This window comes from Streptomyces sp. CS113, assembly GCF_002188365.1.
In the GTDB taxonomy this organism is placed as follows: domain Bacteria; phylum Actinomycetota; class Actinomycetes; order Streptomycetales; family Streptomycetaceae; genus Streptomyces; species Streptomyces tendae.
The window spans coordinates 591,090-604,696 of sequence record NZ_KZ195574.1; the positions used below are offsets into that span (position 1 = coordinate 591,090).

Genomic DNA, 13,607 nt, shown 5'->3' on the forward strand with positions numbered 1-13,607 from the left:
GTCAGTTCTCTCTTCTTGCGTCACGTGCGGGTGGTGGGGTGCTCGGGATCGCGGAGCCGGTCCCGGTCCCGGTCTCGGTCTCGGTCTCGGCGGCCAGGGCCGCAGTCAGCAGCAGGGGGCTGCGGCCGAGTCCGCAGACGGTGCGGGCGTAGGCGTGCGCGGCCACCTCCTCGGCCCCGGCGACATGGCCGGGGACGCGCAACCGGCCCAGGCGCAGGGCGCTGTGGCCCAGGGCCCGCTTCAGGGCGGCCTTCGCGGGCCCGTGGTGGAGGTGGGCGTGCACCGCCTCGTGGGCGAGGGCGGCCGCCCGTACGGACCCGGGCGGGTACCAGTCGCGCCAGCCGCGGGCGTCCACGACCCGTTCGGCGAGGTCGATGGTGTCGGTGTACAGCTCGACGGTGGGCGGTCTGGAGGTGTAGCGGGCGAGCAGCCCGAGTTCCAGGCCGCCGTCGCGCTCGACGATCCGGGCCCGGCACTCCACGGGTGCCAGGGCGGCGCCGAACGCGTCGGCCGCCCGTGCCCACCGGTGCAGCAGCTCCGGGTCCCGGTGCTCGTGGGTGGGGGTGGCGGCCAGCAGCCGCACCGCCCACCCGATGTCGTCGGTGGCGGCGAGGTCCGCCCGCGCGGAAGCGTCCTTGACGGTCATTCGCGCACCTCCAGTACGGCGACCACCGGTTCGTCGGCGGCGCGGGAGCGCAGTTCGCTGCGGGCGAGGGCGAGCAGCGGTTCGGGGTCGAGGACGCCGGAGAGGTCGGCGATGCGGGAGCCGAGCAGCAGCCGTACGGCGGGGGCGCGGACGCCTCCGTCGCCGTAGGAGGTGTGCTCGGCGACCAGCTTGGCGAGCACCTCGGGGGCGGCGGCGACGGTGGTCGCCTCGACCCGGGCGTCGGGGGCGTGGTGGCGGACGACCCCGTCGGCGTCGACGACCCGGACCGGGTGGCGGACGGGCCGGAAGCGGCGGTGCACCTCGGTGCCGTACACGGTGTGGGCGGGGGTGCCCGCGAGGACGTGCACCTTGGACGGGTCGGTCTTGAGGCTGGCGGCGGCCAGTCGCAGGCGTTCGGCGTCGTCGGCGCGGTGGGCCCGGTCCTGGGTGCGCAGTTCGGTGGCGCCGGTGGCGATGGCGCGTACGACGTTGGTCTGCGGGTCGACGGTGACCTCGACCTCGACGCCGTCGGCGGCGGCGCCCTGTGCGACCACGGCGCGCTCGGCCTCGGCGCGGACGGCGAGGATCTGCTCCTGGGTGGCGCCCGGCACGATCCGCTCGACCTGTTCGCGCACCAGGGCGAGGGCGACGCCGATGGGGCTGATGACCTCGCTGTGCTGCGCGATGCGGCCGGTCATGCCGGAGCGGGCGGCCAGGTGCGGGGTGACCGAGGCGGCGCCGCCGCCCCCGCCGACCAGGACGGCGGTGTCGGTGTCGAGGCGGTACTCGCGCACCAGGTCGTCCACGACGGACTTCACCTGGTCGGTGCCCGCGTCCAGGAGCCGGGCGGCCGCGGTCTCCACGTCGGTGCCGAGGGCGGCGGCGAGCGGGGCCAGCGCGGCGCGGGCGGTGTCGGGGTCTGCGTGGGCGAAGTCGCCCTCGGGGACCCGGCCGAGCGCGTTGGCGGCACAGGTCATGGTGAGCGCGAACCGGCCGCCGGCCGCGTCCAGGACGGCGTAGTCGGCGGGGTCGCCGGGCAGCGGGCTGACGGTGGTCAGCTTCGCGTCCCGCAGGTCGGCCGGGTCGGCGTAACAGGCGTACGGCAGCCCGGCGATGTGGGCGCTGCGCGGACCGGTGCCGGTGACCCGGCCGCCGGAGACCCGCACCATGGAGCCGCCGCCGACGCCGACGGTGCGCACGTCCAGGGCGTTGAGGTAGGAGGTCCGGCCGAGCAGCACGGCGTGCCGGACCGCGACCTTGCCGCGCTTGACGACGCTGATGTCGGTCGAGGTGCCGCCGGTCTCCAGGAACACGCCCTCGCTGACGCGTTCCTGCATCAGCGCACCGGCGACCCCGGCGGCCGGCCCGGACAGCACGGTCAGCAGGGGCCTGCGGCGCATCTCGTCCAGGGACATCACTCCCCCGTCGCAGCGCATCACCATCAGCGGCGCGGTGACCCCGGCCTTGGTGATGGAGGCGTCGACGAGGTCGGCGGTGGCCAGCATGCGCGGCAGGATCGCCGCGTTGACGACGGCGGTGCGGGTGCGTTTGCGCAGCCCGTACAGGGAGGTGATCGCGTGCGCGGCGGTGGTGGGCAGGCCGGTGGTGCGGGCCGCTTCGGCGACCGCGTCCTCGCCCTCGGGGCGGTCGACGCCGAAGGGTTCGCTGGCCACCAGTGCCTGGGCACCGGCGGCGGTGAGCTGTTCGACGGCGGCCCGTACGGCGGGGGCGTCCTCGGGGTCGGGCACGTGCGCGTAGTGCAGCGGGAGCCGCTTGCCGGGGGTGAGTTCGAGCTTGGCGAGGGTGGCGAGCCTGCGGGTGAAGTACGTCCCCGCGCCGGTGCCGATGCCGAGCAGGCCGACGGTGGCGACGTCGCCCTCCAGCAGGGCGTTGGTAGCCTGGGTCGTGCCGTGTGCCAGGAAGGCCACGTCGGCGGGTGCGTGTCCGGTCTGCGTCAGCAGCCGGTCGAGTGCCTCGACGATGCCGTGCGCGACACCGTCCTCGTGATGGTGGCTCGTGGGGACCTTCACCTGGCCCACGAGCCGCAGCGTCGTGGCGTCGACCGCCACGGCGTCGGTGAAGGTTCCGCCCACGTCGATGCCGACGCGGATGCGGTGGGTGGTCATGTCCGGGCACCTCCTTGTGCTGGGTCGGTCCACGCGCGGGCGGTCACCGGGCGGGGCAGGTGGTGCTGCCCCGCCCGACTCCCGTCCCGCGCGGGGTCGTTCAGTAGCCCCTGACGTCGGGCCAGTGACGCTGTACGCCGTCGCGGTCGAGCACCCTGGCGAACTCCTCGAACCGCTTGTCCTCGGCCTGCACCTGGTGCGGCTCGACGTCCTCGGCGAGGCAGTGGGCGGCGAGGGCTCCGGCGACCTCGCCGACGTTCCACTCCACCGGGTGCAGGCGGTAGCAGCCGTTGGTGATGTGGGTGGTGCCCAGGTTCTTGCCGGCCGGCAGCAGGTTGCGCACCCGGCGCGGGACGAGCGCGCCGAGCGGGATCTCGAAGGGGACGGAGCCGATGTCGACGTAGCCGTCGCCGCCGGTGGAGGGGTGCAGGTCGATGCGGTAGTTGCCGACGCCCACCGAGTCGCGGTGCCGGGTGCGGCCGTAGGGGCCGAGCAGGTCGATGGAGACGTCGTGCTCGGTGACGGTGGTGACGGCCTTGATACGGCGGGACTCGCGGACGTAGGCCGCCTTGGCGAGGCCGTCGGCGGTGCCCGTCACGTCGGGGCGCGGGCGCAGCCCGGGGAAGCCGGTGCCGCCGTCGGTGCGGGGCGCCTCGGTCTGTAGCCAGTACAGCACCGACAGGGACAACTGCCGTGCCTCGCGCAGGGCTTCTCCCTCCTGGCCGATGTAGGGCTTGAGCCAGTAGTCGTTCAGCGGCCAGTTGACGAGGGTGATGTCGGAGTCGAAGGCCCCGTCGGTGTGCAGCTTGCGGGCGAGGATGCGGCGGAAGCCCCACAGCTCCTTGTCGCCCGCGTCGGCGCTCTGGTCGGCGCTGACGGCCAGCGGGTCGAGGTCGGGGTTGGGTTCGAAGGTGCGCGGCACCGGCTCCAGGGTGCGCGGGTCGGGGGCTTCGAAGCCGAGCAGCGGTCCGGGCCAGAAGTCGGGCTTGTAGTCGCGCCAGAAGTCGTAGTCGGCGGGGCGGTCGATCGTGTGGTCCTCGCCCTCGTGGTGGGAGAGGGCGAAGCAGACGGTGATGCCCTGCTGGTTGCCCGGCTGGGCCTCGTCGGGGGCGTGCGGTTCGTCGAACTCGGCCCTCGATTCGGCGCCGTTGACGTGCTCGACGCCCGCGAGGTGGAGCAGTTCGCCGGTCTCGGTGGCGTCCAGGACGTAGCGGGCGGGGACGGTGCGGCGGGTGCCGTCGCGGAGGTCTTCCAGCGTGACGGCCCGCACGACATCGTTGTCGGCCTCGGCGGCCACCGGCCGGTGCTCGGTGAGGACGGTGAGCCGTCCGGCGGCGCGGTGCGGGGCGAGCATGCCCTCCAGGACGGCGAGGGCGACACGCGGCTCGTGGCAGAGCTTGCTGACCCGGCCGGCGCCCGGGTTGAGGTCGGTGAGGGCGGCGGCCTCGGCGCGCAGGGGGTACCACTGGCGGTAGTACTGGCGGATGCCCTCGCGCAGGCGCCGGTAGGTGGCGGTGGTGCCGAACTGTTCGACCCACGGGTGCTCGTCGGGCGGCACGGCCTGGCTGGTGAGCTGGCCGCCGATCCAGTCCGTCTCCTCGGTCAGGACGACACTGCGGCCGGCCCGGCAGGCGGCGAGGGCCGCGGCGACGCCGCCGAGGCCGCCGCCGACGACGAGGATGTCGGGTTCCGGTATCACGCTGCTGCTCCTTAGGTGGTGCGGTCGGTGCTGTGGGGGTGCGGTAGGTGCTGTGGAGTGCGGTCGGTTCAGGGGGATGCCGGTGGGCCTGCGGTCGCGCCGGGCCGGAAGGCGCAGGCGACGAGGGTGCCCTCGGCGGGCCCGCCCGCGATACGGGCGGCGAGCAGCCGTACGGCCTCGGCGCCCAGCGCGGGACGCGGGATGTCGAAGCCCATCGGCGCCGGTTCGTCCGCGAGGTCGGCGGGCGGGCTGCCGAGCAGCGCGAGCGACACCTGGCCGGGGCAGTCCAGACCGGCTGCGTCCACGGCGGCGCGCAGGGCTCGCCAGGCGGCGCCGGTGTCGGTCTCCTCGGCGACGAAGGCGGTGACGCCCTCGGCCACCCAGGCGCGGACCCGGTCGGCGGTGAGGTCGCGGCGCGGGTCCCCGGATCGGAACACGGCGCCGGAGCCCGCGGGCAGGCCGCTGTCCACGAGCCCGTCGAGGAAGCCGCGTTCACGGTCGGTGGAGGCGGGGGCGTCGTCGTCCTCGCGGACGAGGAGGACGCGCCGGTGACCGAGCCCGGCGAGCGCGGTGACGACCTCGCGGCTGGCGCTGACGTAGTCGGCGCCCACCCAGGCGAGGCCCTCGGGCTCGTCGCGCCGGCCGACGTGGACGACGGGGAAGTCGTCGGCGACCAGGCGGCGCAGCTCGTCCGCGGGGGCGTGGCGGCCCAGGAAGAGGCAGCCGTCCGCCAGCCGTACGCGGTTGAGCGCGCCCGCGCCGCCGGCGCCCGCTCCCCCGGTGCTCGACCCGGTGAACAGCACCAGGTCGTAGCCCTGCGCGGCGGCTTCCTGCTCCACGCCGACGAGGAACGGGTAGTACGAGTGCCGGACGTCGGTCGGGAAGGTGGCGGTGAAGCTGAAGACGCCGAGCAGGTTGTTGCGAGCGGCGGCGAGCCGGCTGGCGGCCGGGTCGGGGACGTAGCCGAGGCGGTGGGCGGCGTCCAGGACCTTGGCCCGGGTCTCCGCCGAGATCGGCCGGCCCGTCGCGATGTCGCGGCCGGACAGCACCAGCGACACCGTCGCCTGCGAGACACCGGCGAGCCTGGCCACCTCCGCCTGCCTCGGCCGGGCCCGGCGGCCGGCCGGCGCGGGGGTCCTCCCCGGCCTGGCCCGCCCTGCGGCTTCCTTCGCCACCACCACTCCTCTCCGTCGCTCCGTCGCTCCGTCGCTCCATCGCGCCGTCGCGCCGTCGCGCCGTCGCGAGTTGTTAATGCGCATTACCTAATGCGCATTAACGAGTAATGTGAAGGACCGCGGGCTTCGGGTCAAGGGGTTGTGCCGAGGAAATGCCGGGTGGCGGCGGAAGAGACTCCCGCCGCCACCCGGCGTGCCGGATCAGATACCGAACGGCGCCGCGTACCGGACGGTGCCGGCGGGCAGCGGGTGGGCGGCGTCCAGGGTGAGGGCCATCAGGGCCTCGTCCGGGACGTCGATGGTCAGCCCGATGCCGTACGCGGAGGCCCGGGTGAAGCCGAACCGGGGGTAGTACTCCGGGTGCCCGAGGACGACGACGTGGCGCTCGCCGAGGCGCTCGGCGGCGACCAGCGCGGCCCGGACGGCCGCCGTGCCGGCGCCGCTGTTCTGCTCCGCGGGCCGGACGGCGACGGGCGCCAGGCACAGCGCCGGGCTGTCCCCGATGTGGCAGCGGGTCAGCAGGGCGTGGCCGACCGGGCGGTCGGCGTCGTCCACCGCGACGAGGGACAGCCCCTCGATCCAGGCCCCGGGGTCGGCGCGCAGCGCGTCGACGAGCGCGGCCTCTTCCGGCGTGGGGAAGGCGGCGCGGACGATGTCGCGGATGACGGGTACGTCGGCGCCGGTCTCGGCGCGGGTGTTCCAAGTGGGACGAGAAGAAGACATGACGAGACGGGGATCCGTTTCTGGTGTGCGTTCGTGGGATGCGGGGTCAGGCCGCCGCTCGGGACGCGAGGGAGATCCGGGCATCGCGAAGGACGGCGTCGCGCACGGTCATCAACCTCACCTCCCTCTCCTCCTGCTCCCCGGGGAGCGCGATCGAACGAACGGCGTCAGTGTAGCCGAGTCGCCCGTGGGAGGGTGTGCGTCGGGCGGGGCACCGCGCCTTCCCGGAGCCCGGGACCAATCCGCAGGCCGCGCGGCCCCGGATTACGCGGGGACATCCCCGCCCGTCGCACATCCTTTGGAGCAACCGTCGTGAAGGAAGCCGTACACATCGGCAGAAATCCCTCGTCCCAACCCGATCTGCAACAGCTGATCCGGGAGGTGGCCCTGGGCGATCAGGACTCCTTCGCCGCCGTGTACGACGCGGTGGCCGGGTCCGTGCTCGGGGTCGCCCGGGCGGTGCTGCGCGACCAGGCCCAGTCGGAGGAGGTCGCGCAGGAGGTGCTGGTGGAGGTGTGGCGCACGGCACCCCGCTACCGGCCGGAGCGCGGCACGGTCGTCAACTGGATCCTCACCCTGGCCCATCGGCGGGCCGTGGACCGGGTGCGGTCGGTGGAGGCCGCCGCGGCCCGTGACCACAAGGCCGCGCTGCTCGACCGGACACCGGAGTACGACGAGGTGACCGAACAGGTCGAGACCCGGCTGGAGCGGGAGCAGGTGCGGCGCTGTCTGCGCACCCTGACCGACATCCAGCGCCAGTCCGTGAACCTCGCCTACTACCGCGGCCTGACCTACCGACAGGTGGCCGAGGCGCTCGCGCTGCCGCTGGGCACGGTCAAGACGCGGCTGCGCGACGGTCTCATCCGGCTCCGCGACTGCCTGGGGGTGAGCGCGTGATGCGCACCGAGGACCTGCACAGCCTGACGGGCGCCTACGCCCTGCACGCGCTGCCCGACGACGAGCGGGACGCCTTCGAACGCCATCTGGCGCACTGCGCCGCCTGCGAGCGGGAGACCCAGGAGTTCGCCGCCGCGACGGCCCGGCTGGGGCTGGCCGCGACCGTCGTTCCGGGCCCCGCGCTCAAGGACCGGGTGCTGCACCGCGTCACGACCGTGCGCCAGGTCCCGCCGGGCGGCGGCACCGTGGACAAGGCGCGGCGTGTCGTGCCCCGCGGGCGCGCGATGGCCCGCTGGGCGCTGGCCGCCTGCCTCGCCGCGGCGGCGGGCCTCGGCGGTACGGCCGTGTGGCAGTACGAGCGCGCGCAGGACGCCGGGGAGCGGGCCGCGCAGGCCGAGCGACGGGCCGAGACCCTCGCCGGGGTGCTGGCCGCGCCGGACGCCGAGTCCCGTACGGCGCGGCTGGCCGACGGGGCGAGCGGGACGCTGGTCGTCTCGCAGCGGCAGGACCGGGCGGTGTTCCTGGCCTCGGGCATGGCCGAGCCGCCGAGCGGCCAGGTGTACCAGCTCTGGTTCGACGACCACGGCACGATGCGCTCGGCGGGCCTGATGGATCCCGGCAGCACCAGTCAGGCGGTGCTGATGGACGGCGCGGTCGACGGTGCGGCGGGCGTGGGCATCACGGTCGAGCCGGCCGGCGGGTCGAAGCAGCCGACCTCCGACCCGATCGCGCTGCTGAGCATGCCGGCCTGACAGGGGTGGGGGCCTCGGCCCCCGCCCCTGTCACGGGCCGAGTCCTAAGCGTCCTGCGCGGAACCTGACCGGCGCGGCGGGCGCGGGAAGAAGCCGCTGGTGCGCGCCGCGTACTCGGCCCATCCCGGCCGGTCGGCCATGTGCCGCTCGAGCAACCGCTTCCCGCTGCCGCCGATGAGCAGGTACGTCATCACCAGCGGGGAGACGACGGACACCGCGGCGGCCGCGGTGCCGGCGTCGCAGGCGATCAGGAACAGCCCCCACCAGACGCAGAAGTCGCCGAAGTAGTTCGGGTGCCGGGTCCAGCTCCACAGTCCGCGGTCCATGATGCGCCCCCGGTTGGCCGGGTCGGCCTTGAACCGGGCCAGCTGGGCGTCCCCCACGGCCTCGAAGACCAGGCCCGTCGCCCACACGACCGCCCCGGCCCAGGCCAGGACGGAAGGCGACCCCGGCCCGTACGCGGCGGCCGTCACCGGCAGCGCCACCACCCACACCAGGGCGGCCTGGAGCAGGTAGACCATGCGCAGGGCGTAGAGGTTCCGGTTGCCGCGGGCCTTGGCGAGCATCGCGTCGTAGCGCGGGTCCTCGCCGTGGCCCCGGCCGCGCCGGGCGATGTGCGCGGCCAGCCGCACACCCCATACGACGGTCAGGACCCCCACCAGGGTCCGGCGCCCCGGGTCGCCCTCCCCGGCCGCCGCCGCGAGGCCGCAGGTCACGACGGCGACGGCGGCGAAGCCGAGGCCCCAGGCCACGTCCACCACCCGGTGCACGCCCTTGCGCACGGCGACGGCGAAGGTGACCAGCAGGACGGCGAGCGCGGCCGCCGCGGCCCAGCCGGCGCCCACGGCGAACGCGCTCCACGGGAAGCCGTTCACGGGCGGTCCAGCCGCTCGTACCACTCGCCCGGTGTGGCGGGCATGCCGGCGGCGCCCTCGCCGGTGGGCCGGACGCTCAGGATCTGGTCGACTCCCATGCGCCGCTGTTCGAAGGCGAGGGCGCCGCCCACCAGGTAGAGCCGCCACACCCGGGCCGTCTCCTCCCCGGCCAGCGCGACGAACTCGTCCCAGCGCTCCTCCAGGGTGCGCTCCCACGCGCCGACCGTGCGGACGTAGTGCTCGCGCAGGGATTCGACGTGGCGCACTTCGAGCCCGGCGTCCTCCAGGAGCTGGACCGTCTCGCCGAGGGGCCTCATGTGCATGTCTGGAGCGATGTACGCCTCGATGAAGGCGCCGCCGCCCGGCGCACCCGGCCCCCGGGACATCTGCTGCACCAGGACGCGCCCCTCGGGGCGGACCATGCGGTGCAGGGCGGCGGTGAAGGCCGGGTACTCGGCGTCCCCGACGTGCTCGCCCATCTCGACGGTGGAGACGGCGTCGTAGCCCCCGCCGGTGATGTCGCGGTAGTCCTGGCAGACGACCTCGACCCGGTCCTCCAGACCGCGCTCCCGCACCTGCTCGCGGACGTACGCCGCCTGCTCCCGGGCGAGGGTGACGGCGGTGACCTCCGCCTTGTGCTGTTCGGCCGCGTACAGGGTGAGCGAGCCCCAGCCGCAGCCGATGTCGAGCAGGCGGGAGCCGGCCGTGAGGCCCAGCTTGCGGCAGATCAGCTCCAGTTTGGCGCGCTGGGCGCCGGCGGCGTCCGCGTCGGCGGAACCGTCCGTCCACACCCCGCACGAGTAGGCCATGGTCTCGTCGAGGAGGAGGCGGTAGAAGTCGTTGGAGAGGTCGTAGTGGTGGCTGATGGCGGCGCGGTCGCGGGACCTGGTGTGCAGGCCGCCGCGCAGCCGGGCCTGGGAGGCGGGGGTAGCGGGCCGCGGACCGACGGCGCCGAGGCGGACGGCGGTGCCCGCCGCGCGGGCCCGGTCGGCGAGGGAGAGGCGGGGCGGGTGCAGCCGGCGTTCGCGGGTGGCCGCCCACATCCGGCGCAGGCCGTCGGCCAGATCGCCGTCGACGTCCAGTTCGCCGGTGACGTAGGCCTGCGCCAGGCCCAGTTCGCCGGGTTGCCACAGCAGGCGGCGCAGGGCGCGCCGGGAGCGGACGACGACCACGGGGCCTTCCGCGGGGCCGGTCTCGGAGCCGTCCCAGGCGCGCAGCCGGACGGGGAGCGGGCCACCGAGCGCCTCCTGCGCGAGCGCGGCGAGCCGGTGGGCGGCGCCGGTCCTGGTGGTGCGGGCGGTGCTCATCGGGCGGGGCCCTCCTTGGTGAACAGGTACTGCTGGACGTCGAGGTAGGCGGCGCGGAAGCCCGCCTCGGAGTAGGCGAGGTAGAAGGTCCACAGGCGCCGGAAGGTCGCGTCGAAGCCGAGGGCGTCGACCTCGTCGGCGCGCTCGGTGAACCGCTCCCGCCACAGCCGCAGCGTCTCGGCGTAGTGCGCGCCGAAGCCGTCGCGGCGGGCGACGCGCAGGCCGGTGTGGTCGCGGACCGTCTCTTCCATCGCGTCGGTGGAGGGGATCAGGCCGCCGGGGAAGACGTACTTCTGGATCCAGGTGTGGGTGTGGCGGGCGGCGAGCATGCGGTCGTGCGGCATGGTGATGGCCTGGAGGGCGGCCCGGCCCCCGGGGGCGAGGCGCCGGTCGAGGGTGCGGAAGTAGACCGGCCAGAACTCGGCACCGACGGCCTCGATCATCTCGACGCTGACGATCGCGTCGTAGGTGCCCTTCTCCTCGCGGTAGTCGCGCAGTTCGACCCTGATCCGGTCGGCGAGACCCGCTTCGCGGGCGCGTTCGAGGGCGCGGGTGCGCTGTTCGCGGGAGAGGGTGAGGGAGGTGACGTCGGCGCCGCGCGCGGCGGCGCGCAGGGCGAGTTCGCCCCAGCCGGTGCCGATCTCCAGGAGCCGGGTGCCCTCGCGGACCTCGGCGAGGTCGAGCAGCCGGTCGATCTTGCGCTGCTGGGCGGCGGCGAGGGACTCGCGGCGGGCCGGGAAGCCGAGGAAGACGGCGGCGGAGTAGCTGAGGGTGTCGTCGAGGAAGAGGGCGAACAGGTCGTTGGACAGGTCGTAGTGGCTGCTGATGTTGTCCCGGGCGCCCTGGGGCGTGTTGCGCCGGTCGGCGGGCCGGCGCTGGTGCCACAGGCCGCGCAGCCGCTGGAGCGGGGCGGGGACCAGGTGGGCGGCGTTGGCGGCGAGCACGGTGAGGGCGCCGACCAGGTCCGGGGCGTCCCACTCGCCGGCCATGTAGGACTCGCCGAAGCCGATGAGGCCCTGGGCGCCGATCCGTCCGTGGAAGGCGTCGGGGTCGTGCACCTCCACCAGCGGACCGCCGAGTCCGACGGTCTCGCCGTCGGCGAACCGGACCCGCAGCGGCAGCCGGTGCAGGGCGCGGCGTACGACGGCGGCGGCGGTGGCGCGGCGGAACCGGGAGGCCCGGGGCGGTGCGGCGACGTCGGGCCAGCGGCGCGGGTCGACCGGGGTGCCGCGGACTCCCGGTACGGCGGTCGCGGCGGCGGGGCGTGGGTGGGTTGCGGTCATGTCGCTTTCTCCGTGGTGCGGTGACTCGGGCGCGGCTGGACGGGCAGGCCGCGCAGGTAGAGGCGGATGCCGTGCCTGCGGATGCCGGCCGACACCGCGAGGGTGGAGGCGGGGTGCCGCAGGGCCAGCCGCAGAAGGGCTGCGGGGGTCGCCTCCCGGCGGGTGCCCCGTACGGTCGCGGTGAACGGCCGGGCGCCGGGCCGGTCCAGGCGTACGGTCAGGTCGAGGCGGTCCGTCGGCAGCGGGAGCCGCATGCGGTAGGCGCCGTCGACGGGGTGGAAGGGCGAGACGTAGAACTCCTTGTCGACGTGCGCGACGCCCGCCCCGTCCGGGTCCAGCAGGTACGCGTGGCGTTCGCCGTAGGTGTTGTGCACCTCCGCGACCACGCAGCGCGGGGCGCCGTCGGGGCCGTGGCACCAGTACAGGGTCAGCGGGTTGAAGACGTGTCCGAGGACGCGGGCGTGCGCGAGCATCAGCACCCTGCCGCCCGCCAGGTCGACGCCGCGGGTGGCGAGGAAGCGCTCCAGGCCGTCGCGCAGGGTGGGGGCGTCGCCGGTGAAGTGGTCGCGGGCGCGGAAGCCGGCCAGCGGGCGCAGCGGGCGCGGGAGTTCGGGCAGGTGGTCGAGGTCGACGAGCCACATGTAGGTGCGGTGGCGCAGCGTGTGGCGGATCGGGTCGAGGCGTATGTGCCCGATCTCGCACGGGTAAAGGCCGGGCCGGGCCGTCGGCGCGGGCGTCACCAGGTCACTCCGAGGGCCGCGGCGGCCGCCACCCCCGAGCGGCAGCCGTCCTCGTGGAACCCCCAGCCGTGGTAGGCGCCGGCGTAGGCCGTGACCGGGGTGCGCAGGCCGGGCAGCCGCCGCTGGGCGGCGACCGACTCGGGGGTGTAGACGGGGTGTTCGTAGGTCATCCGGGCCAGGACCCGGCCGGGGTCGACGCGGTCCTCGCCGCCGAGCGTGACGACGTAGGTGTCGGCGGCGTCGAGGCGTTGCAGCCGGTTCATGTCGTAGCTGACCCGGACCCGGTCGGCTCCCGCGTCGCAGGCCGGCAGGAGGTAGTTCCAGGAGGACCGGGCTCCGCGCGAGCGCGGCAGCAGCGCGGTGTCGGTGTGGAGGAGGGTGGCGTTGCGGGAGTACCGGAAGGCACCGAGGACCTCCTTCTCCTCGGGCGTCGGATCGGCGAGCAACTCCAGCGCCTGGTCCGGATGGACGGCGACCACGAGGTGGTCGTAGGTGTCGGTGCTGCCGTCAGCGGCGGTGACGTCGACGCCGTCGGCGTGCCGGGTCACCGTGCGGACCGGGGTGGCGGTGCGTACGTCGGGCAGCCGCTCGGCGATCCGGTCGACGTAGGAGCGGGAGCCGCCGGTGACCGTGCGCCACACCGGGGAGCCGCCGACGGCGAGCATGCCGTGGTGGTGCAGGAAGCGGAACAGGTAGGCGGCCGGGTAGCGCAGGGCGGTGGCGGCGTCGCAGGACCAGACGGCGGAGACCACCGGCGTCATGAAGTGGGCGCGGAAGTACGGTGTGAAGCCCTCGCGGTCCAGGAAATCGCCGAGCGTCAGGGCCTGGTCGGCGTCCTCGGTGAGCAACCGGCGGGCGGCGCGGTGGAAGCGCGGCACCTGGGCGAGCATGCGCAGGTAGGGGCCGTGCAGGGCGTTGCGCGGGCGGGCGAGCAGTCCGGCGGGGCCGCGGGCACCGGCGTACTCCAGGCCGCAGCCCTCGCACCGTACCGACATGCTCATCTCCGACTCCTGGGTGGCGACGCCGAGTTCGTCGAAGAGGCGCAGCAGGTTCGGGTAGGTGCGGCGGTTGTGCACGATGAAGCCCGAGTCGACCCGGTGGACGCGGCCGTCGGGCGACGTCAGGTCGTGGGTGTGGGCGTGCCCGCCGAGGCGGTCGTCGGCCTCGTAGAGGGTGACGCGGTGCGCGCGGCCCAGTACGTACGCGGCGGTCAGTCCCGCCACTCCACTGCCCACGACGGCCGTGCGGCGTGCGGTCTCCCCTGACGCTCGCGGCATTTCGCTGTACCTCCACCCCACTGTGATCAACACTTGCGTGGGTAATCCGGAGCCGTGGGGCGGGCGGATTGGCGGGCGTCGCCGACGGCTTCGACGACCACCCGTCC

The 13,607-nt window shown here is 74.8% G+C and carries 12 protein-coding genes; 2 read left to right on the plus strand and 10 right to left on the minus strand.

Translation table 11 applies throughout. The features are described 5' to 3' along the window. Position 1: 1 nt before the first annotated feature. The 5 genes from B9W62_RS02335 to B9W62_RS02355 form a co-directional block, all read right to left on the minus strand. On the minus strand, positions 2-646 hold the full coding sequence (locus B9W62_RS02335) for a hypothetical protein (protein ID WP_087804677.1): 645 nt from the start codon (positions 644-646) through the stop codon (positions 2-4). Continuing rightward, positions 643-2,772 carry a hydantoinase/oxoprolinase family protein gene (locus B9W62_RS02340; protein WP_087804679.1) on the minus strand — a complete coding sequence of 710 codons (2,130 nt, stop codon included), beginning with the start codon at positions 2,770-2,772 and terminating at the stop codon, positions 643-645. Before B9W62_RS02340 ends, B9W62_RS02335 begins: the two co-directional genes overlap by 4 nt. A gap of 100 nt (positions 2,773-2,872) precedes the next feature. Then, complete coding sequence (locus B9W62_RS02345) at positions 2,873-4,471, minus strand: FAD-dependent oxidoreductase (protein ID WP_087804681.1); 1,599 nt, start codon at positions 4,469-4,471, stop codon at positions 2,873-2,875. Between the two features lie 68 nt (positions 4,472-4,539). After that, positions 4,540-5,649: a LacI family DNA-binding transcriptional regulator gene (locus B9W62_RS02350; protein ID WP_087811699.1), complete on the minus strand. Its 1,110-nt coding sequence runs from the start codon at positions 5,647-5,649 to the stop codon at positions 4,540-4,542. Between the two features lie 198 nt (positions 5,650-5,847). Beyond that, entirely contained in the window at positions 5,848-6,369 is a 522-nt protein-coding gene (locus B9W62_RS02355; RefSeq protein WP_087804683.1) for a GNAT family N-acetyltransferase, read from the minus strand. A gap of 312 nt (positions 6,370-6,681) precedes the next feature. On the opposite strand from B9W62_RS02355, the gene B9W62_RS02360 reads away from it, so the two are divergent. After that, on the plus strand, positions 6,682-7,266 hold the full coding sequence (locus B9W62_RS02360; RefSeq protein ID WP_087804685.1) for a sigma-70 family RNA polymerase sigma factor: 585 nt from the start codon (positions 6,682-6,684) through the stop codon (positions 7,264-7,266). Continuing rightward, a complete protein-coding gene (locus B9W62_RS02365) occupies positions 7,266-8,018 on the plus strand; it encodes an anti-sigma factor (protein ID WP_087804687.1) in 753 nt (250 codons plus the stop codon). The genes B9W62_RS02360 and B9W62_RS02365 overlap by 1 nt, the downstream gene beginning before the upstream one ends. Before the next feature lie 44 nt (positions 8,019-8,062). On the opposite strand, the gene B9W62_RS02370 is transcribed toward B9W62_RS02365, so the two are convergent. From B9W62_RS02370 to B9W62_RS02390, 5 genes are read right to left on the minus strand one after another with little or no spacing between them, the layout of a single operon-like run. Continuing rightward, complete coding sequence (locus B9W62_RS02370; protein ID WP_087804689.1) at positions 8,063-8,893, minus strand: DUF1295 domain-containing protein; 831 nt, start codon at positions 8,891-8,893, stop codon at positions 8,063-8,065. After that, positions 8,890-10,200 (minus strand): SAM-dependent methyltransferase, encoded by a 1,311-nt coding sequence (locus tag B9W62_RS02375; protein WP_087804691.1) that lies wholly within the window; start codon positions 10,198-10,200, stop codon positions 8,890-8,892. Before B9W62_RS02375 ends, B9W62_RS02370 begins: the two co-directional genes overlap by 4 nt. Continuing rightward, positions 10,197-11,483 (minus strand): SAM-dependent methyltransferase, encoded by a 1,287-nt coding sequence (locus B9W62_RS02380; RefSeq protein WP_087804693.1) that lies wholly within the window; start codon positions 11,481-11,483, stop codon positions 10,197-10,199. The genes B9W62_RS02375 and B9W62_RS02380 overlap by 4 nt, the downstream gene beginning before the upstream one ends. After that, positions 11,480-12,223, minus strand: coding sequence for a DUF1365 domain-containing protein (locus B9W62_RS02385; RefSeq protein WP_087804695.1), 744 nt, complete (start codon positions 12,221-12,223; stop codon positions 11,480-11,482). Before B9W62_RS02385 ends, B9W62_RS02380 begins: the two co-directional genes overlap by 4 nt. Continuing rightward, a complete protein-coding gene (locus B9W62_RS02390; RefSeq protein ID WP_087804696.1) occupies positions 12,220-13,500 on the minus strand; it encodes an NAD(P)/FAD-dependent oxidoreductase in 1,281 nt (426 codons plus the stop codon). The genes B9W62_RS02385 and B9W62_RS02390 overlap by 4 nt, the downstream gene beginning before the upstream one ends. Positions 13,501-13,607 lie beyond the last annotated feature (107 nt).